Here is a 22,915-nt window from a genome sequence, read left to right as displayed (position 1 = left end):
CCCGGAAACGGAGCCTGTTTTTTAAAATGATAAAATTCCGATTAAATTTAAGAACACGATAATAATGGCAAGCGGCACGATAAAACGAAGCAAATAAAACCATGTGTAAAAGAATGCTTTACCTGCATTTGATCCATCTCGCATTTCAGCCAAGAGTTCGCTTTTCGAAATTTTAAGCGGGATAAATAGAGAAATTAACAGAGCGCCTGAAGGCATCAAAACATTGCTGACGGTAAAGTCGGCAATATCAAAAAATGTTTTGCCAAATAGGTGCACATCACTCAAAACGCCATAAGACAAGCAGCATGGGATTCCGACCAAAAAGATCAAAAGCCCGCTCGTCCATGACAGTTTTTTTCTCTTCTTTTCGTCCCCTTTTCCGATTGTGGCAACGATAATTTCAACCATCGAAAATGCTGAGGTTAAGGCTGCAAATAAAAATGCAACGAGAAAGCCGATAAAAAACAACGTGCCGAACGGAAGCTGTTCAAAAACGGCCGGAAGCACTGTAAACAGCAGTGTCGGTCCTTCATTTGGCTGAAAACCGAATGAGAAAACCGCCGGAAAAATAGCCAAACCTGCCAAGAGTGTCACAATGATATTCATCAAGACAATGGAGGCTGCCGAACGAGGGATATTTTGTGTTTTCGGCAAATAGGAGCTGTAGGTCACCATCACCGAAACCCCCAGTGTTAACGTAAAGAAGGCCTGTCCCAGCGCGAATAATATGGATTCCGGAGTCAGATCGCCGAAATGAGGCACAAGCAGAAACTTTACGCCTTCCATTGCACCATTAAGCGTAAGAGACCGAAGAACGAGCAGAATAAACAATAAAAACAAAATCGGCATCATCACCGCGCTTACCCGTTCAATCCCTTTTTGAACCCCTCTTGCGACAACGAGTACAGTCAGTGCCATAAAGACAAGCTGAGCCGCGAGCGTCTGCACCGGATTTTGGATAATAGAAGCAAAAAGAGCGCCATACTGTGCTTGAGAAAGCCCGTACAGTGATCCTGACGCTGTTTTCACGATATACAGCAAAATCCATCCCCCGATTACACTGTAAAACGACAGCACTAAGAAACACGCGGCTACACCGATCCACCCTGTAAGAAACCAAGCTGATCGCGGCGCTTCTTTTTTATATGCATCAATGGCATTCGTCTGGTTCCGTCTTCCAAAAATAAATTCCCCCACCAAAAGCGGATAGCCTAAGAGGATGGTAAATAACACGAAGATAAGAAAAAAGGCTCCTCCCCCATTGGTCCCCGCTACGTAAGGGAACTTCCAAATCGCGCCCAAGCCGATAGCCGAGCCGGCGGCTGCCATGACGAAACCGATTTTCGAAGCCCATTGGACTGGTTTTTGCTCAGACAATAAACGTCACTTCCTTTCCAGCCTATATTATCTCTTATTTTTGTCTTCATTTCTATAGATTCATTTGCCAAGAACAGAAAAGAGAGCGGCCTGTATGGACGCTCTCTTTATCAAAAGGTTATTGATTTAATTTTGAATGCTTTCTTGAATACAGAAAATAGATTACCAAGCCGATTAACAGCCACACTAGGAAGCGGACAATCGTCACCCATCCCAGATTTAAAATCAAGAACAGGCAGAACAGAATCGCCAGGCCTGGGATCACGGGAACTCCCGGGCATTTAAAAGCTCTCGGAAGATCAGGCTGTTTCTTTCTCAAAACGATAACTGCCACAGAAATCAGGACAAATGCCGACAACGTCCCGATGTTTACCAGCTTTGCAAGTTCATCCAGCGGAACAAGTGAGCCGAGAAGCGCCGACATCGTTCCGAAAAACCAAGTGGCTACATAAGGTGTTTTGTGCTTTGGATGCACTTTAGAAAGTGAACCCGGCACAAGTCCGTCACGCGACATGGCAAACATGACGCGGGTCTGCCCGTAAAGCATCACGAGCATAACTGTTGTCATTCCCAGCACGGCGCCAATATCAATGATGCCTGCCACCCAATTTTGCCCTGCGCTTTGAAGAACAAGAGAAACCGGATGATCCACACCCGCAAATTGAGCAAACGGGATAACCCCAGTCATGATGGCTGATACGGTGACATATAAAATCGTGCAGACCAGTAAAGAGAAAATAATGCCTTTAGGCAGATCCTTCGCGGGATTTTTCGTTTCTTCCGCAGCAGAGGATACAGCGTCAAATCCGATAAAAGCAAAGAATACGAGCGCCGCTGCACTGAACACGCCGCCAAAGCCCATTGGCATAAACGGCTGCCAGTTGTGCGGCTTCACGTAAACGGCTGCCACCGCGATAAACAGCAGAACAACCAGTATCTTCAAGATAACCATGATATTGTTGACTCTTTTTGATTCTTTGATGCCTAAATAAAGCAAATATGTGATCGCCATTACAATGACGAATGCAGGAAGATTAAACAGGGTAAAGGTGCCTTTCACTGCGCCCGGTGCCGCTGTTAAAGCAACCGGAAGATGAATGCCGAGCCCTGATAAAAACGATTGGAAATAACCAGACCAGCCGACCGACACTGCACTTACCGCCAGCATGTATTCTAAAATTAAATCCCACCCGATAATAAAGGCCATAAGCTCTCCCAATGTCGCATAAGTGAATGTATACACCGAACCTGAAACAGGCACACTTGACGCAAATTCCGCGTAAGACAGGGCGGCGAATAAACAAGCCAACGCCGCCACAACAAATGAAATCGTCAGCCCGGGACCGGCCGTGACTGCGCCTGTTCCCGTCAGAACAAAAATCCCTGTGCCAATAATGGCGCCGATTCCAAGCAACGTTAAATCAAATGCCCCTAATTCTCTTTTTAAAGACTTTTCCCCGCTCGTCGCAGCGATTAAATCCTGAATGCTTTTCTTCCTAAAAACGCTCCCTTTCATTCCCCTTCAACTCCCGATCATCTATTTTTATATATTTTATTTGAATTTTCTGAATTCATGAGTAACAATGGTCATTTTTCTTTTTTTCTACTATATTTGTACTGGTCGCGAATCATTCCTTTCTCCTACTCAATATTATATATAAAATTGCAAAAATGAAAACAAAATTGTTAGAAAAATCGACAAATTTTTTATTTTGAAATTTTTCACCACACAAAAAAACCAGCTCTGGAGCTGGTTTTTCGTTGATCACGTTGAAATAAAACGTCCGCCATTCACATGAATGGTCTGCCCTGTCATATAGGAAGATTCGTCAGACGCCAGCAGAACATAGGCGCCTGCATGCTCAACCGGCTGTCCCGGTCTTCCCATTGGGGTATCCAAGCCGTGCTGTTTCACTTTTTCCTTAGGGAATGTCGCCGGAATAAGCGGTGTCCAAATCGGACCGGGCGCCACCGCATTCACTCTGATGCCTTTATCTGCGAGCGACTTCGCCATGGAACGCGTAAAGGAAACAATCGCACCCTTTGTGCTGGAATAATCAATTAACGCCGTATCCCCTTCATAAGCGGTAATCGATGTCGTATTAATAATGGCACTCCCCTCTTGCAGGTGAGGCAAAGCTTTCTTCGTCATATGAAACATGGAAAAAATATTTGTGCGATAGGTTTTTTCCAGCTGTTCTGTTGAAATATTGAGAATGCTGTCCTGGGGATGCTGTTCAGCGGCGTTGTTCACTAAGATATCGAGTTTACCAAAATGGTCCACTGTTTGCTGCACAGCTTGTTCACAATGGTTCTCGTCCCCGACATCTCCCGGGATAAGCAGGCAGCGGACATTCTCCTTTTCGATCCGTTTGCGTGTTTCCTCTGCGTCCGAATGCTCGTCTAAGTATAGAATGGAGATATCAGCCCCCTCTTTAGCAAAGGCAATAGCTGCTGCTCTACCTATTCCGCTGTCGCCTCCAGTAATGATCGCGACTTTTCCTTTCAGTTTTCCGCTTCCTCGATAATCCTCGTCCTCTGACAGCGGCAGCGGATTCATTTTTGACTCAATGCCCGGCTGTCTGTCCTGATGCTGCGGTTCTTGTCCTTCTGTTTGTCTGTCCATTGGGTTCACATTCATCACTCCTAGACATGTGGTTGATACTGAACGTTACCACACGACAGAAATGACTAAACGCCAAAATATGTTATGAAAGAACTTCCTCGGGAATGGCACCGGTATATTGCGCTGACGGGCGGAAAATCATGTTGTTTTCTGCCTGTTCCAGTACATGGGCGCACCACCCTACCATTCGGCTTGCTGAAAAGGTCGGAGTAAACAATTCATCGTCAAAATCGATGGCCTTCATCACTGCAGCCGCGTAAAATTCAACATTTGTGTACAGCTTTCGTCCCGGTTTGTAGATTTCAAGCAAACGAATCGCTTCTGCTTCTACATGCAGCGCAAGATCAAGATCACGGTCATTGCCGGCCACCTCTTCTGCTTTCTGTCTTAAAGCTTCTGCCCGCGGGTCTTTTGTTTTGTACACCCTGTGGCCGAATCCCATCAAGCGCTCTCCTTTTTCGAGTTTTTCTTTCAGATATGCTTCAGCATGTTCTTTCTCTCCAATGTCTTCAAGCATTTTTGTCACCGCAGAAGGAGCGCCTCCGTGCAGCGGGCCTTTCATCGTGCCGAGAGCAGCCGTGACGGCTGACACTAAATCACTCTCTGTTGATAACGTGACTCGTGCCGAAAAAGTGGATGCGTTCATGCCGTGCTCCATGGCCAGAATCATATAGGTTTCAAGCGCTTTCTTTTTTGCCTCTGAAGGCTGTTCGCCTGTGAGCATATAATAGTAGTTTTCGACATGTCCGTACTGGGAAGAAGGTGCAATTGCTTGTTCACCGCGCGTCCATCTTTTTCTGTATGCAATGATAGAAGGCGTGATTGCAATCAGCCGGATTGCTTCCTCTGTTTTCGGATGGAATGTGTACGTATTTTCCCCCAATGCTGAAACAACCGTTCTCAGCACCGACATATCGTCCATGTTGTTTGGCAGTGATTGAATCAAGCGCTCAATATGTTCCGGAAGATTCCGTTCCGCAGCCAGCTTATCTTTAAATACCTGCAATTCTTCAGTTGAAGGCAGTTTTCCAAATAAAATCAAATAAGCCGCTTCTTCAAAGCTGTGATTCAGTGCGATGTCTTTTGCATGATGTCCTCTGTAAATCAGACGCCCTTTTTCACCATCAATATGGCTGATGGATGTTTCCACACATGTAATTCCCTTTAATCCGTAATGTACCATTTGTATTCCCCCTATCCTTTTCTGTTATTATAGTAAATATAATATTTAAAAAATAATGAATATTTTAAAGGGAATTAATTAAAAATATTAATCAGAGGGAGAACAGAAATGGATTTCAAATGGCTTCACACCTTTGTGACCGCTGCAAAATATGAGAACTTCCGAAAAACGGCGGAAACACTTTTCTTATCTCAGCCCACTGTGACCGTACATATCAAGCAATTAGAAAAAGAAATCAGCTGCAAGCTGTTCGAGCGTAAAGGCAGGCAAATCCAGCTGACTGATGAAGGCAGGGCGTATTTGCCGTATGCGCTCAGGCTTCTTGATGATTATGAAAACAGCATGGCAGAGCTTCACAGAGTGAGACAAGGCTACTCTCAAACCTTACAGCTCGCGGTTTCTCCGCTTATTGCAGATACTGTGCTTCCTTCTGTCATGAAACGGTACACAGCAATGAATACGGAAACAGAAATGGCGGTTACGATTTTCGAATCAGCGGAAATCGCGTCACTGATTAAAGCCGGGGAAGCAGATATCGGACTAAGCTGTTTAAAGGTACAGTCTTCTTCTTTAAGCTGCCACTGCTTATACAAAGACCCTGTCGTCCTTGTTGCCCCGCCCGATAAGCGTTTCATAGAAGACAACGAAATTGATGCCAAAGAGGTGCTCGAACAATACCTGCTTTTGACCCACAATCATCCTGATTACTGGGACGACTTGCTCCGTCAAGTCAGAATGACATTTCCATTTGTGAGAACAATGAAGGTCACTCAAACACATATAACGAAACGGTTTATCAAGGAAGGACTCGGAGTTTCATTTCTGCCTTTATCTACAGTAAAGCGTGAGTTAGCAGAGAAACAGATGATCAGAATTCCTTATCAGTCTGTACAGCTGCCCTATGCCGGCGCTTACGCGATTGCCCTTTATGAAAATAAGAAAGAAAAAAAATTCTTGGATTTTTTATCACATTTTCATTTTTAGGAGCAACCAAAACGCCTGTGCTCCGTCTAATGAAAAAAACCCGTTCCAATGAACGGGTTTTCTCTAAAAATTAGAATCTTTTCGCACCGAGGTAACGAGGCTTCCAGTAGCTGTTGTTCAGGCTGCTGATTTGTACGCCGTCAGATCCTGCATGAATGAAACTGTTGTTTCCAATGTAAATCCCCATGTGAGAAGGGCCGGATTTATATGTTGTGAAGAAGACGAAATCACCAACAGACGGGCTGGCAATGCTCTTCATAGAACTCCAGTATCCTGCAGTGCTTGTTCTGCCCACACTTGTTTGTTTATTCAGTACGTACCAAATGAATCCGCTGCAGTCAAAGCCGGAAGTTGTCGTTCCGCCCCATTTATATGGCGTTCCGACTAACGCTTTTGCATCAGAAACCAGCTTGCTCACATTAAGTGATGTAGATGACGTTTTGCTGCTTGAAGACGATGAAGATGAAGCAGGTTTTGAGCTGCTTGTGCTTGTTCCTTTCACCTTCAATACTTGGTTGACATAGATTACATCTGATTTTAAGCCGTTTAAGCTTTTTAATTTGCTAACCGTAGTGCCGTATTTGCTCGCAATTTTAGAAAGGCTGTCTCCGCTCTTCACTTTATAAGTAGAAGTTGAAGACGATGACACTTTTGATGAGCTGGAGCTGCTTGAACTAGTTGAACCTTTCAGTTTCAGGACTTGTCCAACACGAAGCAAATCTGATTTTAAGCCATTCAGCTTCTTCAGTTCATTGATTGTCATGCCGTATTTTTTTGAAATTTTCCAAAGGCTGTCCCCGCTCTTTACTTTGTATGTAGAAGAAGAGGAAGAAGAACTGCTGCTTTTTGAACTTGTAGATTTGCCGTTAATCGATAAAGTTTGTCCCACATAAATAATATCTGAACGAAGGTGGTTCTCTGATTTAATTTTACTGATCGTTGTGTCGTATTTTCTTGAAAGATCCCATAACGTGTCGCCTTTTTTCACCTTAATGCTTTGTGCAGATGCCGCTCCTGCAAATAACGTCGATCCTAAAACAACTGCTGTCGTAGCTGTAATGATTTGCTTTTTCATATTTTCCTCCCCAAATGTTAACTCTCTATATATGTATCTCTTTTTTTAATTAATCTTATTGATTTCTATTATAAGGATAGATTCCCATCAGAAATAGTCTTGACTTCATGTGACAAATTTCTTAATTATTCGTTCTAAAAAAAAGTTTTTAAGGGTATTAAATATTTCATTTCCGTTGCAAAGGTGACAAAAAACGAGTGCTTTTGTCATGTTTTATGGGATGTTTTTCAACATAAAGGAAATAAATGAAAAACTTTCGGGGTCGGCTCACATACCGGAAAAATGAGTGATAAAGAATATTCGAGGAGAGTTGCGGTTATCCGCAGTTTTTTTATTTAAACAAACATATCATGCAAAGACAGAGAGGTAAAGATTTTTCTGAAAAATGAATGCTTTACATCAAATAAGGCAAGATAACGAAAAGCGTTTTTTCATTTCCTTACAAGACTTTACTTATTGTTTACATGATCAACAGCCGCATTTAACAAAATTTCCCTAACATGATAAACGGAATACATTAAAGGAGGCATGAAAAAAATGAGTTTGTTTCAAAATATGAAATCAAAACTTCTGCCAATCGCCGCTGTTTCTGTCCTTACAGCTGGAGTCTTTGCCGGAGCTGAGCTGCAGCAAACAGAAAAGGCCAGCGCCAAAAAACAAGACAAAGCTGAGATCAGAAATGTCATTGTGATGATAGGCGACGGCATGGGGACGCCTTACATAAGAGCCTACCGTTCCATGAAAAATAACGGTGACACACCGAATAACCCGAAGTTAACAGAATTTGACCGGAACCTGACAGGCATGATGATGACGCATCCGGATGACCCTGACTATAATATTACAGATTCAGCAGCAGCCGGAACAGCATTAGCGACAGGCGTTAAGACATATAACAATGCAATTGGCGTCGATAAAAACGGGAAAAAAGTGAAATCTGTACTTGAAGAGGCCAAACAGCAAGGCAAGTCAACAGGGCTTGTCGCCACGTCTGAAATTAACCACGCCACTCCAGCCGCATATGGCGCCCACAATGAATCACGGAAAAACATGGACCAAATCGCCAACAGCTATATGGATGACAAAATAAAAGGCAAACATAAAATAGACGTGCTGCTCGGCGGCGGAAAATCTTATTTTAACCGCAAGGACAGAAACTTGACAAAGGAATTCAAACAAGCCGGCTACAGCTATGTGACAACTAAACAAGCATTGAAGAAAAATAAAGATCAGCAGGTGCTCGGGCTTTTCGCAGAGGGAGGGCTTGCTAAGGCGCTCGACCGTGACAGCAAAACACCGTCTCTCAAAGACATGACGGTTTCAGCAATTGATCGCCTGAACCAAAATAAAAAAGGATTTTTCTTGATGGTCGAAGGGAGCCAGATTGACTGGGCGGCCCATGACAATGATACAGTAGGAGCCATGAGCGAGGTTAAAGATTTTGAACAGGCCTATAAAGCCGCGATTGAATTTGCGAAAAAAGACAAACATACACTTGTGATTGCAACTGCTGACCATACAACCGGCGGCTTTACCATTGGCGCAAACGGGGAAAAAAATTGGCACGCAGAACCGATTCTCTCCGCTAAGAAAACACCTGAATTCATGGCCAAAAAAATCAGTGAAGGCAAGCCGGTTAAAGATGTGCTCGCCCGCTATGGCAATCTGAAAGTCACATCTGAAGAAATCAAAAGCGTTGAAGCAGCTGCACAGGCTGACAAAAGCAAAGGGGCCTACAAAGCCATCATCAAGATTTTTAATACTCGCTCCAACAGCGGATGGACGAGTACCGATCATACCGGCGAAGAAGTACCGGTATACGCGTACGGCCCCGGAAAAGAAAAATTCCGCGGATTGATTAACAATACGGACCAGGCAAACATCATATTTAAGATTTTAAAAACTGGAAAATAAAAAGGATGCAGAACGCTGCATCCTCTTTTTTATAAATATCTGCGGTGAACACCTTTTCCGTCGTACGAAAACATGACTTCCTTATCCTCAAGCACAGACTCAATGTGCACGCTTCTTCCCCAAAGCTGGAATAAATAAGGGAGCACTTTCTCCAAATATTTCAAATCTAACTCTATTCCTTCATACCAATGCTTAATATAGAGCTCGTTATTTTTCATATAATCGCCGTCGTTTACTGTCAAATATGGAAAACCGCCATTTACCCGCATGCTTACGAGCTGGTCGCGCACCGACTTCCACTGTTTATCGATGATTTTATAATCTCGGCCCTGTTTTTGAAACAAATAAAGATCCTCGCGCATGACTAATTCTTTGGTTAAATAATTGCGGATGAAAGAGATATCGGATTCAATCTCCCTGACCTCAAACATTTTCTCCCGGCCGGAGTCAGGCTGCACGCCCATTTTCTTCATTTCCTCCGTCGGGTTGTTGTATCTCTTTTCAATGTCTTCAAATATTTTCAGCCCTAAATAATAAGGATTAATGCCTGTTTTGGACGGCTGAACGACACCTGCATTCAGCTTGGCGAACTCGATCGCTTCATCAGAGGTTAAATCAAGCTCACGTATAATTCGCTGGTGCCAATAGGAAGCCCAGCCCTCATTCATAATCTTGGTTTCCAGCTGAGGCCAGAAATAAAGCATTTCCTCTCTCATCATCGTTAATATATCACGCTGCCATGGCTCCAGCTCCCGGGAATGCTCCTCGATAAAAAGCAGGATATCTTTTTCAGGCCGCGGCGGGAACGGTTTTTTCGATTTTTTCACTTGTTTTTTCGGTTTCTTTTCATCCAATGACCATAGATCATCGTAAGGCGTGGCTGCCTCTTCAATCTCCTCTTCCTCATCATCCACACTCCATTGGAGCTTTGGTCGGACCAACGACGGATCGATATGCTCCTGAATCGAAAGGATTGCATCTAAAAAAGATTCGACTTCTTTTATCCCGTGAACCTGTTCATAGTGTTTTATCCGTTCAGCTGTTGCCGCCATGCTTTCCACCATATCGCGCTTCGTGTTTTGGAAACGGCAGTTGTTTTTGAAGAAATCGCAATGAGCAAGAACGTGTGCGACAATCAATTTATTTTGGATCAGTGAGTTGCTGTCCAGCAAAAAAGCGTAGCATGGATCTGAGTTAATGACCAGCTCATAGATCTTACTTAACCCTAGATCATAGTGCAGCTTCATCTTGTGAAACTGCTTGCCGAAGCTCCAGTGGCTGAATCTTGTCGGCATCCCGTACGCGCCAAATGTATAAATAATTTCAGCCGGGCAGATTTCATATCTCATCGGGTAGAAATCAAGGCCGAATCCTTTTGCAATTTCGGTAATTTCCTCAATTGCCCGCTGTAATCCCTTCTTCTCCTCCGCGTTCAACCGAATCCCCCCTACTTGGACTTATCTATAATGTATGAGCCCGCCAGACAAAAGATGATAGTCTCACTCGGGCAAGAAAAAATTCCCCCGGCACATTCATCTGTTTGCTTATTGGATAAGTGGGTAAACACACACCATACTACGAAAAAGGAGCGATACCAATTGAATGTAGCAGACGTGTTTTCTTCTTATCTCAGTAAGCTGCCAAACGTAATCATTGCTTTACTCGTCTTATTAATCGGCTGGGCTATTGCTAAAATCATTGAAAAAGCGGTATACAAAGGACTCAGCAAAACAAAAATCGACGACAAGCTCTTTGCTGGGAAAAAGCCTTCACGCTATTCCTCGGAAAAAGTCATAAGCAAGGTCGTTTATTTTATCGCACTGATCATCGTCTTTATTTTATTCTTTAACATTTTGCACCTGACAACAGTGGCATCGCCGTTTGTCAGTATGCTTTCGGCGATTGCAGCCGCGATCCCAAGCGTGCTGAAAGCTGGACTCATTCTGCTGTTAGGATGGGCTGCAGCCTCTGTTTTAAGCTTCCTTGTCAAAAAAATCGGGATGAAGCTGAACACGAGTGACAAACTGCGCAAGTGGAATTTGGTGTCTGAAGGAAAAGATATTCACCAGGCTGTCAATACCGCTTCACAAATTGTCTTTTATCTCGTGCTGCTTGTTTTTCTGCCAGGGGTCTTATCTTCTTTGAAAATCAGCGGCATTTCAGGTCCTTTTACAAATATGATGGAAAGCGTGCTCGCTTTTCTGCCGAAATTATTTGCAGCGGCGCTTATCGTATTAATCGGATGGCTTGTTGCCCGCCTTGTCCGTGATATCATTACGAATTTCCTTGCAAGCATCGGCACGGAAAGATTAGCGGCACGTATGGGTTTATCAATTTACTTAAAAGACACAAGCCTTTCAGCAGTCATCGGAACAATCGCTTATGTGCTCATTATGATTCCGGTGGTCATTTCAGCGCTTGATCAGCTGGATGTCGCCGGCATTTCAAAACCAGCTGTCTCTATGCTGAATACGATTTTAAACATGCTTCCGAACATCATAATTGCCATCGTGCTTGTATTAGCGGGTATCTGGGCAGGAAAATGGGTGAAATCCATGGTGTCCGGACTGCTCCATCGCGCAGGCTTTGATTCTGTCTTAGGGAAAATGGGCATGGAAGCCGGAACGCCTGCAAAGCTGTCCTTGTCTCAAGTTGTCGGTATGATTGCGCAAATCATTGTCATTCTGCTCTTTACAGCTGAGGCGCTTCAAATTGTTCGGCTGCACTTCCTCGTAGAAATTGCCACTGGTATCATCGCGTATCTGCCGAATGTCCTTGTCGCAGTATTCATTCTCGGACTCGGCCTTTACGCAGGAGAATTGGTGAGAAAAGTGCTCTCAAGCATGATAAAAGGCCAGGAATTCAAGTCTTTAGCGCCTATTGCTAAATATACGATTATCGCACTTGCTTTCTTTATGGCCCTGGATCAGCTTGGTGTCGCTGCGACAATCGTCAATTCCGCGTTTATCATCGTTCTTAGCGGCTTCGCACTCGCTTTCGGTTTATCCTTCGGCCTTGGCGGTAAGGATTTTGCATCACGTTATCTGTCTACATTTGAACGCAAAATGCAAAACACAGAAATCGAAAAAAACCATAAAAACCAAAATCCGCCGAATGACATGTAAGCAAAAAACATGCACCCAGCTGGGTGCATGTTTTTTTAATTCCTTTTTTTTCATTTTTCAATCGATTATGATAAGATATAGAAAATGTCTTATTCTGAGGTCTTATTATGAAGTTAACCAATTATACAGATTATTCATTAAGAGTGTTGATTTTTCTGGCTGCAGAGCGTCCCGGAGAACTTTCAAATATAAAACAGATTGCCGAAACGTATTCTATTTCAAAAAATCATCTCATGAAAGTCATATACAGGCTCGGCCAGCTCGGCTACGTAGAAACGATACGCGGACGGGGCGGCGGCATACGATTAGGCATGGAACCTGAAGACATCAACATCGGTGAGGTTGTCAGAAAAACGGAGGACGATTTTAATATTGTTGAATGTTTTGATGCGAACAAGAATCTCTGTGTTATTTCCCCGGTTTGCGGCTTAAAACATGTGCTGAATGAAGCGCTTTTAGCCTACCTCGCAGTTTTAGACAAATACACACTGCGCGACCTCGTCAAAAACAAAGAAGATATCATGAAGCTTTTAAAAATGAAGGAATAGATTAAGATTCCTTCTTTTTTTATGCCCTTTTTCCCCCTTATTGTTAAGATAATTTGGCTATTTTTATAAAAAGGCAAAACGATGAGACAAATGTGCCGATATAAAAAAGAAACAGCAAATGCAAAATCATTGGGGGAAAAAGGAGAGCTAAGATGAAAAAGAAATTAGCAGCAGGGCTGACAGCATCTGCGATTGTCGGCACAACTTTAGTAGTGACACCAGCTGAAGCAGCAACGATTAAGGTCAAAAGCGGAGATTCTTTATGGAAACTGGCCCAAACCTATAACACAAGTGTGGCGGCCCTCACATCCGCCAATCATCTTTCGACTACTGTTCTGTCGATCGGCCAGACGCTTACTATTCCAGGCAGCAAATCCAGCACTTCTTCATCTACTTCAAGCTCAACAACCAAGAAGAGCGGAAGTTCTGTTTACACAGTGAAAAGCGGAGATTCACTTTGGCTGATCGCAAATGAGTTTAAAATGACCGTGCAGGAACTGAAAAAATTAAACGGACTAAGCAGCGATTTAATTCGTGCTGGGCAGAAATTAAAGGTGTCCGGTACAGTTTCTTCAAGCTCTAGTTCCAGTAAAAAAAGCAACTCTAATAAGAGTTCAAGCTCCAGTTCAAAAAGCAGTTCTAATAAGAGTTCAAGTTCCTCATCTTCTACGGGAACATATAAGGTGCAGCTTGGAGATTCACTCTGGAAAATTGCAAACAAAGTCAATATGTCCATCGCTGAATTGAAGGTCTTGAACAACTTAAAATCAGACACCATTTACGTGAATCAGGTGTTGAAAACAAAATCAAGCGGCTCTGATACGTCTTCTAAAGACAATTCATCCAAATCGAACCAAACTTCAGCAACAACTAAATATACCGTTAAAAGCGGTGATTCACTTTGGAAAATCGCAAACAACTATAACCTGACTGTACAGCAAATCCGAAATATCAACAATCTGAAATCAGATGTGCTTTACGTTGGACAAGTATTGAAGCTGACAGGTAAAGCATCTTCAGGCTCTTCATCATCGTCGTCTTCTTCGTCAAATGCAAGCTCCGGCACGACGACTACATACACGGTGAAAAGCGGTGATTCCTTATGGGTGATTGCTCAAAAATTTAATGTAACAGCTCAGCAGATTCGTGAGAAAAACAATTTAAAAACGGATGTCTTGCAGGTTGGCCAAAAGCTGGTCATTTCCGGAAAAGCTTCATCATCGTCTTCATCCGGTTCTTCAAACAACACCAGCTCAACGAGTGCGAAGATTAACACAATGATTTCGGCCGCTAAAGCGCAGCTTGGGGTTCCGTATCGCTGGGGAGGCACGACACCGTCCGGGTTTGACTGCAGCGGATTCATTTACTATGTACTGAACAAAGTCACATCCGTATCTAGATTAACGGCAGCGGGATATTGGAACACAATGAAATCAGTTAGCCAGCCTGCTGTCGGAGATTTCGTTTTCTTTTCAACATATAAAGCCGGCCCTTCCCACGTCGGAATTTACCTAGGCAACGGGGAATTCATAAATGCCAACGATTCCGGAGTTGTCATTTCCAATATGAACAACTCTTACTGGAAACAGCGCTATCTCGGTGCAAAACGATATTTCTAAAAACAGAAACTGTGCGGCCTTAACGGCTGTACAGTTTTTTATTAGAGCCTAAAGACGTTGATGCTGATCATATGATTTGTCACCGGATGAAAATAGACTTCGGCCCGAACAGAAAAAGTGTCATCTTTCTGTCTGACTGTCACCCGAAAGACATCTTTAGTCTGCTGATCATTCACCTCTGTACGCCCCATATAAGCATAATCAGAAAATGAAGCGCCCTTATATTCATCCTGAATTTTGCTCCAGGCAAGCTGTTCCCACTTTTGAACGGACTCGTCTGTGTCCGTTGAATGACCTTTTGCAGCCATTGACACGATAATCAATCCGCAAAAAAGAAGCGCGATGGTATACGGCAGGGATTTCATTTTTTCAGTCTCCTGTACCCAGAATATATTCCCTCATAGGTTTACCAAAAGCGATATCTTCATTCAGGCATTTTGATTTTATGTCTCCCTCATATTGCTACCCCTTTACTGACGCAGACGGCAAGTTTTGCCCCGTCAATAACAGAGGATGCGGCATAAACTAATCATGAACTTCTCACCCAAGAAAGGAGAAGCGATTCATGGATTATGCCGATTACGATAAAGCGCTTTATTACACCCATCGTTCTCAATGGGATAATTTATTAATTTTAATGGTGCGTACAGAGGACGATTTGTTATCAAAACGAATTGAGCATTTTCTGCATGCGTATCATTTTGAACAGGATTACGCCGTTTTAGAAAAGATGCTGTATTCCCTTCTCCGTTATATTGATCATGCCACAGAGCTGACTTATGAAGATCAAATAGCCCTTCTCACATAAACAAATCCCGGCGTTTAGACGCCGGGATTTCCTGTTTTTGCGAACATGCTGAGTTCTTCGACAAGCTCTTTTATGCTTTCCTTAATGTTTTCAGCCACTGTAGCATTTTCAACATCAATATGCACCGGATCAAGCACCAGCTGCTTTGGGATGACATTGGCGTAGACACCCCGCATCACAGTTCTCATATTGTTCAGCGCATTGATGCCGCCTTTTCCGCCTCCCGCTACTGCCAATAATGCAACGGGCTTATATTTGAATTGTTCGCTGCTTAGAAAATCCAAGGCATTTTTTAAAGCGCCGCTCATGCCGCTGTGATATTCAGGCGATAATAATACAATCGCATCCGCTTTCGTAACGCGTTGCTTAAGCTCCTGTACTTTCAACAGTTCAGATTGTTCCGCTTCACCGTTAAAAACGGGCAATACAAACTCGCTTAGATCAATCAAATCCGTGTGATACAGAGCTGCAATATAGGATGCTGCAATTCTTGTTCTGCCATGTTTTCTTGGCGTGCCATTTATGACTAACATGTTCATTTTGAGATCTCTCCATTCAGGTTATATTTCACTGCGAAAAGCGCTGCTTGCGTGCGGTCGGCCACTTCAAGTTTTGCTAAAAGATTCGATACATGGGTTTTTACTGTTTTTTCTGAAATAAACAAGGCTGCTGCGATTTCTTTATTGCTTTTCCCGTTCGCTATTTCAGTCAGAACGTCTTTTTCCCTTCTAGTTAATTGATAGTATTTTTCTTTTTCCGGGTCGTGCTGATTTTTCATATGTGTCAGCACATGGGGCATAATAGCTGTAGAAAGCTTGTATTCGCCACCATGCACTTGTCTTAGTGTTTTCACCAATTCCTCGGGCTCCGTATCCTTTAATTGATACGCCTTCGCGCCTGCCTGAAGCGCGGGGATGACGTGCTCCTGATCAGAGTAGCTCGTCAGCACAATGATATTCGTATACGGAAATTGCTGTATTGCTTTTTTAATGGCTTGAATGCCGTCCATCTCGGGCATAGACAGATCCATTAGCACAAGATCCGGCTTTGTCTCTTCGATGACACGGAGAGCTTCTAATCCAGTTGCAGCTTCTCCGACGACTTCAATATCATCCTGGGTGGCAAAGAAAAAACGCAGACCCTTTCTGACAACATGATGATCATCTGCAATGACAATTTTCATACCGCCCCTCCTTTTCGGCTTGTTAGCGGAAGCCTGATGGACAGCTTTGTTCCTGTTCCAAGCGCTGACTCAATCCAAAACTTAGCTCCGGCTTTTTCCGCCCGTTCTTTCATACCCTTGATGCCAAGTGAAGGCAGATCGGCATGCGCTTCATAGCGAAATCCTGCCCCATGATCGATGATATCCAGCTCCGCATGGCACAAAGAAGCAGTCAGACTAACATACGCCGTATCCGTTCCGGCATGCTTTTTGCAGTTATTTAAAGCTTCCTGTACGACACGCCATAGCATATGCTCCTGCTCATCAGTCAGAACAGGACATCCTTTTTGTGTAAAAATGATCTTCAATCCAATGAGCGCACCATAGCTTTTAATGGCTTCAGCCAGCCCTTTTTCCAATCCTCCGGGGCGAAGCTGCCAAATTAACGCTTTCATTTCTGCGAGCGCGTCCTGTGATAGGTTTTGGATGAAATCAATCATCTGCTGTAAATTCTCATCTTTTGTTAGTGTCTTCGCAGCTTTGGCAGTTAAACTGACGGAAAACAGCATTTGATTGACTGAATCGTGAAGCTCCTGAGCGAGGCGGTTACGCTCCATTAAAAGAGCATTTTTTTGTTGATATTCAGAAAGCCTCATACGCTGGATTGCCGTTCCGATCTGAAAGGCGACAGACTCGAGTAAATGCAGCTCTTCCTCATCAAACATGGTTTTTCCGGCCGCCGCTACATTTAACAATCCGAATCTTCTGTCCCCGTCTTCTAAAGGCACAGTTGCATGATGCGTAATCCCTTCTGTGTCAAAACAATGCAGGTTTTCTGCTGATTCGATGCGTTTGCAGTTCATGATATTTGCAGCCTTTCTAAGCCCTCCGTTATTGAATTTCGTCAGACAGTAACACTCCCCTTCGCACATCAGCACTTTTTCCTTGCGGCTTAAAGCCGGGGGCAGATAAGCGTCGGCCGCTAACGTATAAGACCCATCTTCTTCGATCAGAAAAATCCATCCGGATTGAAGGTTTGTCAGACTCAGCAACTCTTTTAAAACCTCATCCAGTGTTGCTTTGATATCGTGCCCTTGATTTAAGGTTTCCGCAATCGTTTTCAGCGTTTTTAATTTTTCCATCCTCGTTTTGCTCACGTTTCTCACTCCGGCATTGATCTTGTATTTAAGATTATACCAGTTTTTTGTATTTCATTACTTCACTTGTAGGATGATTTTCTTTCAGACTTTTGGATGAGAAAAAGAAAAAGCCGGATCATTTACAATGACCCAGCTCATACTTGAATTATTTTGCTGTCGACTCAACAATTTCATCCACCGTCTTCATTACATCTTCAGAAAGGACGGCAAGTCGCTTTTCACTGTCTTCCAAAGATGACCCTTTTACGGCGAAATAAAATTTAACCTTCGGCTCAGTTCCAGAAGGACGAAGACAGAACCAAGACCCGTCTTCCAGGAAGTATTTCAGTACATTTGATTTTGGCAAGTCGATGGCTTCTTCTTTATTTTCAGTCAGAAGCGTCCGTTTGCTTACAGCGTAATCTTCTGCTGTGACAACCTGTTTGCCCGCCATTTTCTGCGGCGGATTTTGTCTGAAGGAAGCAAGAATCGCTTCAATTTGCTCTGCTCCTTGTTTGCCTTTCAGCGTCAAGGATTTCAGCCCTTCACGATAAAAACCATACTCGTTAAAGAGATTGATGAGCGCCTCATACAATGACATTCCCTGTTTTTTATAGAACGCGCAAACTTCAACTGCCAAAAGCGCAGCCTGAATGGCGTCCTTATCGCGGGCAAAATCCCCGATTAAATAACCGTAGCTCTCTTCATAACCGAATTGGAAGGTATACTGGCCTGATGCCTCGTATTCCTTAATCTTTTCACCGATAAACTTAAAGCCTGTCAGCGTATCAATCGTATCAAGGCCGAATGAAGAAGCTACAGCACGGCCGATTTCGCTTGTGACGATCGTTTTGAGAACAACACCGTTATCAGGCAGGATGCCTTGTTTTTTCTTTTCAGAAAGCAGGTAATGAAGCAGCAGCGCTCCGGTTTGGTTTCCTGTCAGCACTGTATATTTGCCTTGATCGTTTTTCACCGCGATGCCGAGGCGGTCAGCATCAGGATCTGTCGCGATGAGAATATCTGCATTCTGCTCCTCCCCAAGCTTAATGGCATATTCGAATGCCGCATGCTCTTCCGGGTTCGGCGATGTAACAGTGGAGAAGTTTGAATCCGGCAGTTCCTGTTCTTTGACAACCGTTACATTTTTGTAGCCGAGTGCTTCAAGACCGCGTCTGACCGGTTTATTTGCAGTTCCATGCAGCGGTGTGAAAACAACCTTTACATCTACTTCTTCCGATAATTCAGGATGTACAGAAATGGACGTCAGTTTTTCTGTATAAACTTTATCAATATCTTCACCGATGATTTTGATTAAGCCTTTTTCTTTTAACTTATTTTCTTCGTCCACTGTGATCGTCAGCTCATTTTCAATCGCGTTTACCTGCTCAATGACGATGTCCGCTTCCTTTGGAGGCAGCTGGCCGCCATCATCCCCGTATACTTTGTAGCCGTTATATTCAGGCGGGTTATGGCTTGCCGTTACCACAATTCCACCATAAGCATTCAGCTGTCTGACAGCGAATGACAGCTCTGGCGTCGGGCGAAGCTCATCAAACACGTATGTTTGGATGCCTTGTGTCGCAAGTGTTTTTGCCGCTTCCATCGCGAACTCCGGAGATTTATGGCGGGAATCATAAGCAATGACAACGCCCCGTTTTTTCGCTTCCTCACCTTGCTTCGAGATGTATGCCGCAAACCCGGCCGATGCTTTGCGCACAGTGTAAATATTCATCCGATTTGTCCCGGCGCCGATTTCCCCGCGCATTCCGCCGGTACCGAATTCAAGGTCTTTATAGAAACAGTCCTCAAGGGCCTGTTCATCTCCCTCTAATTCAATAAGGCGCTCTTTTAATTCCGGATCTAAATGTTCTGTCTGTTTCCAGCGTTCATAGCTCTTTCTCCAAGTCATATTCGTCCTCCTATGTATCAGCTTATGCCATTATTTTATATGAAGCGGGTGCCTCTGTCACTTGATAACCTGAGATCTGGCCCTTTCGGCACGTAAAAAGAAATAACGGGCTGCAGACAGCCCGTTATGATTTATTGCTCAAGCGGTACGACCGCATCGTGTAAAAGCTTGTTGAGGTTTTCTGTATGTTTGTTTTTCGCCTGCTCATCCCATTGGAATCGCTCGCTCATAAAATCAATAACGGCATCTTTATATGTTCTTACCCAATTGATATCAAAAAATAAACGTCCCGTTCTGCGGACAAAGAAGTCAGCAGGAGTTGCAGTCATCTCTTCTTCTATACTGTATTCTGCCTCAGCAAGAATATGAACCGGAATGTTGCGTTTCGCGGCCTCATCTTTCAGCGCTTCTACCCGGTCAAAGACGCGATCTACGTTAGAGCCGTATCTGATCGCCAGCTGTTTTGCGTCTTTTTCTGATAAACCGGCTGCAATTCCTTCTTTTGTTTTCGCGGTAACGAAGGACATAAGATTTTTCGAACCGCCGACGTGCCCGCCAGAGATTGGCATGTTTTTCGTTTTACATGGTCCAAAATCTTTTTCGCCCTCTTCTTTTAAGCGATCACGGACAAGATCAACGATGTGCTCAGCCATTTTTCTGTATCCAGTCAGTTTTCCGCCGGCAATGGTGATCAGGCCTGAGTCAGATGTCCAAATCTCGTCTTTCCGTGAAATTTCAGAAGGATCTTTGCCTTCTTCATGAATCAGCGGACGCAGCCCCGCCCAGCTGGATTCGATGTCATTCGCAGTGATATTCAGTTCCGGGAACATGTAATTGATTGATTTAATGACATAATCACGATCCTCCGTTGTCATCCGCGGATGCTCCAGCGCCTCTTTGTAAACAGTGTCTGTTGTTCCCACGTATGTTTTGCCTTCACGAGGAATCGCAAATACCATCCGGCCATCAGGTGTATCGAAATATACAGCCTGTTTCAGCGGAAAGACAGACTGGTCAAATACAAGGTGAATGCCTTTTGTATGCTGCAAATGCTTTCCGTTTTTCGAATGGTCTTTTTCTCTGAGCTGATCGACCCAAGGGCCTGTAGCATTGACAATTTTTTTCGCATACACTTTATATTCTTTCTTTGTCAGCACATCTTCAATTAATACGCCGACGGCTTTGCCTTTTTCGTAAAGAAGCTCCTTCACTTTGGAGTAATTCACAGGCTCTGCCCCGAATTTCACCGCTTCCTTCATGACTTCGATGGTCAGTCTCGCATCGTCAGTGCGGTATTCCACATAGTACCCGCCGCCTTTTAAGCCGTCTTTTTTTACCAAAGGTTCTTTTTGCAGCGTTTCTTTTGCTGAAAGCATGCTTCTTCGTTCTGACTTTTTCACACCTGCAAGGAAGTCATAAACCCTTAACCCGATTGATGTTGTAAATGAACCGAATGTGCCGCCTTTATGAAACGGAAGCAGCATCCATTCCGGTGTAGTGACATGCGGGCCGTTTTCATACACAATCGCCCGCTCTTTTCCTACCTCAGCGACCATTTTCACTTCAAATTGTTTTAAATAGCGCAAGCCGCCATGTACCAGCTTCGTTGATCGGCTTGATGTTCCTGCCGCAAAGTCCTGCATTTCGCTTAGTGCGACCTTCATTCCCCTTGATGCCGCGTCAAGAGCTGTTCCGGCTCCTGTAATTCCTCCTCCGATAATAAATAGGTCATATGTTTTTTTCGTCATGTCTGTCAGCATGCGATCTCTTTCAAGACTTGAAAATTGATGTTTCATCATTACGTTTCCTCCTTGTTGTCACGGTAAATAGAAAAAGAGACCACAACAGCCAAAGTGCATGCTTACACTTTGGTGCTGTGGTCTCTCCTCATCTCAGGACCGTTCTTATTAACTTGTAACCATTATACCATAGTATTACTTTATTTAAAAGCCATAGCTGCTTTCACGGCTTTTTGCCAGCCTTTATACAGCTCATTTCGTTTTTCTTCTTCTAATTCAGGCTCAAACCGTTTATCCAGATTCCACTGGTTCGCGATTTCAGAACGGTCCTTCCAGAATCCCACAGCGATACCCGCCAAATAAGCCGCGCCAAGTGCAGTCGTTTCATTAATTTCCGGGCGCTCCACAGGAACATTCAACAGGTCTCCTTGGAACTGCATTAGGAAATTGTTTTTCACAGCTCCTCCGTCTACACGAAGCGTCTTTAATGAAATGTTTGAATCTGCTTCCATTGCGTCAAGCACATCTTTGGTCTGATAAGCCAATGACTCCAGTGTCGCACGGATAAAGTGCTCTTTTGTTGTCCCTCTTGTCAGGCCGAAAACCGAACCGCGCACATCGCTGTCCCAGTAAGGCGTTCCCAGTCCGACAAAGGCCGGAACGACATATACGCCGTCAGTTGAATCCACTTTCTCTGCATAAGATTCGCTAAGCGAAGAGTCCTGGAACATTCTCAATCCGTCTCTAAGCCACTGGATGGCAGAGCCTGCGACAAAAATGCTTCCTTCTAACGCATAGTTCACTTTTCCGTCAATGCCCCAAGCGATTGTTGTCAAAAGCCCATGTTCGGACTTAATTGCTTTTTCCCCGGTATTCATCAGCATGAAACATCCTGTGCCGTATGTGTTTTTCCCCATGCCTTCTTCAAAGCATGCCTGGCCGAACAATGCGGACTGCTGGTCGCCTGCCGCTCCAGCAATCGGGATATTTTTTCCGAAGAAGTGATAATCAACAGTCTCCGCATACACATGAGAGGACGGCTTCACTTCAGGGAGCATGGATTTCGGTACGCCTAGAATGTCGAGCAGTTCATCGTCCCATTTTAAATCGTAAATATTAAACATCAGTGTTCTTGAGGCATTGGAGTAATCGGTCACATGCGCTTTTCCGCCTGACATTTTCCAAATGAGCCACGTATCAATCGTTCCAAACAGCAGCTCGCCTTTTTCCGCTTTTTCTCTCGCGCCTTCCACATTGTCTAAAATCCACTTCACCTTCGTGCCGGAGAAGTATGGATCGATTAAAAGCCCAGTTTTTTCTCTGAATTTATCATTATATCCTTTTTCACGAAGTTCCTCACAAATGCCGGACGTCTGTCTGGACTGCCAAACGATTGCATTATAGACAGGACTTCCTGTATCTTTATCCCACACAACCGTCGTCTCGCGCTGGTTCGTGATGCCGATGCCGGCAATTTGAGAAGCGCTGATTCCTGATTCAGAGATGACTGAGGCGATAACCGCGAGGACAGAGCCCCAAATTTCATTGGCATTATGCTCAACCCAGCCAGGATGCGGGAAGTATTGTGTAAATTCCTTTTGAGCAGAGTGGACAATTTTGCCTTCTTTATTAAACAGAATCGCTCTTGAACTTGTCGTCCCCTGATCTAAGGATAAAATGTACGTTTCCATAAGATGTCTCCCC

The 22,915-nt window shown here is 44.0% G+C and carries 19 protein-coding genes; 6 read left to right on the top strand and 13 right to left on the bottom strand.

Annotated elements, in window-relative coordinates; genetic code table 11:
• Nucleotides 1–21: 21 nt before the first annotated feature.
• The 4 genes from NST79_RS05230 to citA form a co-directional block, all read right to left on the bottom strand.
• Complete coding sequence (locus tag NST79_RS05230) at nt 22–1,377, bottom strand: sodium-dependent transporter (protein WP_212060145.1); 1,356 nt, start codon at nt 1,375–1,377, stop codon at nt 22–24.
• 118 nt (nt 1,378–1,495) lie between these two features.
• A complete protein-coding gene (bcaP, locus tag NST79_RS05225) occupies nt 1,496–2,893 on the bottom strand; it encodes a branched-chain amino acid transporter BcaP (RefSeq protein WP_003245791.1) in 1,398 nt (465 codons plus the stop codon).
• Nucleotides 2,894–3,142: 249 nt separating this feature from the next.
• Nucleotides 3,143–4,012 (bottom strand): SDR family oxidoreductase, encoded by an 870-nt coding sequence (locus tag NST79_RS05220; protein WP_212060147.1) that lies wholly within the window; start codon nt 4,010–4,012, stop codon nt 3,143–3,145.
• Nucleotides 4,013–4,085: 73 nt separating this feature from the next.
• Nucleotides 4,086–5,186, bottom strand: coding sequence for a citrate synthase CitA (citA, locus tag NST79_RS05215; protein ID WP_024573277.1), 1,101 nt, complete (start codon nt 5,184–5,186; stop codon nt 4,086–4,088).
• Between the two features lie 108 nt (nt 5,187–5,294).
• Between citA and citR the strand changes: the two genes are divergently transcribed.
• Nucleotides 5,295–6,170 carry a transcriptional regulator CitR gene (gene citR / locus NST79_RS05210; protein ID WP_003233357.1) on the top strand — a complete coding sequence of 292 codons (876 nt, stop codon included), beginning with the start codon at nt 5,295–5,297 and terminating at the stop codon, nt 6,168–6,170.
• 70 nt (nt 6,171–6,240) lie between these two features.
• Here citR and lytE read toward each other — a convergent pair whose 3' ends face one another.
• Complete coding sequence (gene lytE, locus NST79_RS05205; protein WP_003244816.1) at nt 6,241–7,245, bottom strand: peptidoglycan endopeptidase LytE; 1,005 nt, start codon at nt 7,243–7,245, stop codon at nt 6,241–6,243.
• Between the two features lie 528 nt (nt 7,246–7,773).
• Between lytE and phoA the strand changes: the two genes are divergently transcribed.
• Nucleotides 7,774–9,159, top strand: a complete 1,386-nt coding sequence (phoA, locus tag NST79_RS05200; protein ID WP_031600328.1) for an alkaline phosphatase PhoA — start codon at nt 7,774–7,776, stop codon at nt 9,157–9,159.
• A 29-nt stretch (nt 9,160–9,188) separates the two neighbouring features.
• Here phoA and spoVR read toward each other — a convergent pair whose 3' ends face one another.
• The gene (spoVR, locus tag NST79_RS05195; protein WP_003233364.1) at nt 9,189–10,595 is read right to left on the bottom strand and encodes a stage V sporulation protein SpoVR; all 1,407 of its coding nucleotides are present in this window, start codon (nt 10,593–10,595) and stop codon (nt 9,189–9,191) included.
• A 30-nt stretch (nt 10,596–10,625) separates the two neighbouring features.
• Here spoVR and NST79_RS05190 point away from each other — a divergent pair, with 30 nt between their 5' ends.
• The 3 genes from NST79_RS05190 (at nt 10,626) to lytF (ending at nt 14,451) form a co-directional block, all read left to right on the top strand.
• A complete protein-coding gene (locus NST79_RS05190) occupies nt 10,626–12,284 on the top strand; it encodes a mechanosensitive ion channel (RefSeq protein ID WP_212059662.1) in 1,659 nt (552 codons plus the stop codon).
• Between the two features lie 107 nt (nt 12,285–12,391).
• Nucleotides 12,392–12,832: a nitric oxide-sensing transcriptional repressor NsrR gene (gene nsrR, locus NST79_RS05185; RefSeq protein ID WP_014479293.1), complete on the top strand. Its 441-nt coding sequence runs from the start codon at nt 12,392–12,394 to the stop codon at nt 12,830–12,832.
• A 152-nt stretch (nt 12,833–12,984) separates the two neighbouring features.
• Nucleotides 12,985–14,451 (top strand): peptidoglycan endopeptidase LytF, encoded by a 1,467-nt coding sequence (lytF, locus tag NST79_RS05180; protein ID WP_192858337.1) that lies wholly within the window; start codon nt 12,985–12,987, stop codon nt 14,449–14,451.
• A 41-nt stretch (nt 14,452–14,492) separates the two neighbouring features.
• On the opposite strand, the gene NST79_RS05175 is transcribed toward lytF, so the two are convergent.
• Nucleotides 14,493–14,816 carry a YqzG/YhdC family protein gene (locus NST79_RS05175; RefSeq protein WP_003233371.1) on the bottom strand — a complete coding sequence of 108 codons (324 nt, stop codon included), beginning with the start codon at nt 14,814–14,816 and terminating at the stop codon, nt 14,493–14,495.
• Nucleotides 14,817–15,016: 200 nt separating this feature from the next.
• Between NST79_RS05175 and NST79_RS05170 the strand changes: the two genes are divergently transcribed.
• Complete coding sequence (locus tag NST79_RS05170; protein WP_003233373.1) at nt 15,017–15,259, top strand: YhdB family protein; 243 nt, start codon at nt 15,017–15,019, stop codon at nt 15,257–15,259.
• Nucleotides 15,260–15,273: 14 nt separating this feature from the next.
• Here NST79_RS05170 and yhdA read toward each other — a convergent pair whose 3' ends face one another.
• The 6 genes from yhdA to glpK form a co-directional block, all read right to left on the bottom strand.
• Nucleotides 15,274–15,798 (bottom strand): FMN-dependent NADPH-azoreductase, encoded by a 525-nt coding sequence (yhdA, locus tag NST79_RS05165; protein WP_070548748.1) that lies wholly within the window; start codon nt 15,796–15,798, stop codon nt 15,274–15,276.
• Entirely contained in the window at nt 15,795–16,442 is a 648-nt protein-coding gene (gene yhcZ, locus NST79_RS05160; RefSeq protein ID WP_212059664.1) for a response regulator transcription factor, read from the bottom strand. The genes yhdA and yhcZ overlap by 4 nt, the downstream gene beginning before the upstream one ends.
• Entirely contained in the window at nt 16,439–17,578 is a 1,140-nt protein-coding gene (gene yhcY / locus NST79_RS05155; protein ID WP_032721229.1) for a two-component system sensor histidine kinase YhcY, read from the bottom strand. Before yhcY ends, yhcZ begins: the two co-directional genes overlap by 4 nt.
• A 148-nt stretch (nt 17,579–17,726) precedes the next feature.
• On the bottom strand, nt 17,727–19,472 hold the full coding sequence (gene pgcA, locus NST79_RS05150; RefSeq protein ID WP_021479677.1) for a phosphoglucomutase: 1,746 nt from the start codon (nt 19,470–19,472) through the stop codon (nt 17,727–17,729).
• Nucleotides 19,473–19,603: 131 nt separating this feature from the next.
• Complete coding sequence (gene glpD, locus NST79_RS05145; RefSeq protein WP_021479678.1) at nt 19,604–21,271, bottom strand: glycerol-3-phosphate dehydrogenase; 1,668 nt, start codon at nt 21,269–21,271, stop codon at nt 19,604–19,606.
• 140 nt (nt 21,272–21,411) lie between these two features.
• On the bottom strand, nt 21,412–22,902 hold the full coding sequence (gene glpK, locus NST79_RS05140) for a glycerol kinase GlpK (RefSeq protein WP_003233384.1): 1,491 nt from the start codon (nt 22,900–22,902) through the stop codon (nt 21,412–21,414).
• Nucleotides 22,903–22,915 lie beyond the last annotated feature (13 nt).

Source organism: Bacillus sp. PS196, from assembly GCF_037963555.1.
GTDB lineage: Bacteria > Bacillota > Bacilli > Bacillales > Bacillaceae > Bacillus > Bacillus subtilis.
The sequence above is the reverse complement of the archived record's forward strand: the minus strand, read 5'-3'. Positions and strand labels throughout refer to the sequence as shown.

Excerpts from the sequence above, each read along its gene's own strand:
- citR (WP_003233357.1), top strand. The coding sequence starts at position 5,295 with ATGGATTTCAAATGGCTTCACACCTTTGTGACCGCTGCAAAATATGAG.
- nsrR (WP_014479293.1), top strand. The coding sequence starts at position 12,392 with ATGAAGTTAACCAATTATACAGATTATTCATTAAGAGTGTTGATTTTT.
- lytE (WP_003244816.1), bottom strand. The coding sequence starts at position 7,245 with ATGAAAAAGCAAATCATTACAGCTACGACAGCAGTTGTTTTAGGATCG.
- bcaP (WP_003245791.1), bottom strand. The coding sequence starts at position 2,893 with ATGAAAGGGAGCGTTTTTAGGAAGAAAAGCATTCAGGATTTAATCGCT.
- citA (WP_024573277.1), bottom strand. The coding sequence starts at position 5,186 with ATGGTACATTACGGATTAAAGGGAATTACATGTGTGGAAACATCCATC.
- NST79_RS05175 (WP_003233371.1), bottom strand. The coding sequence starts at position 14,816 with ATGAAATCCCTGCCGTATACCATCGCGCTTCTTTTTTGCGGATTGATT.
- yhcZ (WP_212059664.1), bottom strand. The coding sequence starts at position 16,442 with ATGAAAATTGTCATTGCAGATGATCATCATGTTGTCAGAAAGGGTCTG.
- NST79_RS05170 (WP_003233373.1), top strand. The coding sequence starts at position 15,017 with ATGGATTATGCCGATTACGATAAAGCGCTTTATTACACCCATCGTTCT.
- glpD (WP_021479678.1), bottom strand. The coding sequence starts at position 21,271 with ATGATGAAACATCAATTTTCAAGTCTTGAAAGAGATCGCATGCTGACA.
- pgcA (WP_021479677.1), bottom strand. The coding sequence starts at position 19,472 with ATGACTTGGAGAAAGAGCTATGAACGCTGGAAACAGACAGAACATTTA.
- glpK (WP_003233384.1), bottom strand. The coding sequence starts at position 22,902 with ATGGAAACGTACATTTTATCCTTAGATCAGGGGACGACAAGTTCAAGA.
- phoA (WP_031600328.1), top strand. The coding sequence starts at position 7,774 with ATGAAAAAAATGAGTTTGTTTCAAAATATGAAATCAAAACTTCTGCCA.
- NST79_RS05190 (WP_212059662.1), top strand. The coding sequence starts at position 10,626 with ATGTATGAGCCCGCCAGACAAAAGATGATAGTCTCACTCGGGCAAGAA.
- yhdA (WP_070548748.1), bottom strand. The coding sequence starts at position 15,798 with ATGAACATGTTAGTCATAAATGGCACGCCAAGAAAACATGGCAGAACA.
- lytF (WP_192858337.1), top strand. The coding sequence starts at position 12,985 with ATGAAAAAGAAATTAGCAGCAGGGCTGACAGCATCTGCGATTGTCGGC.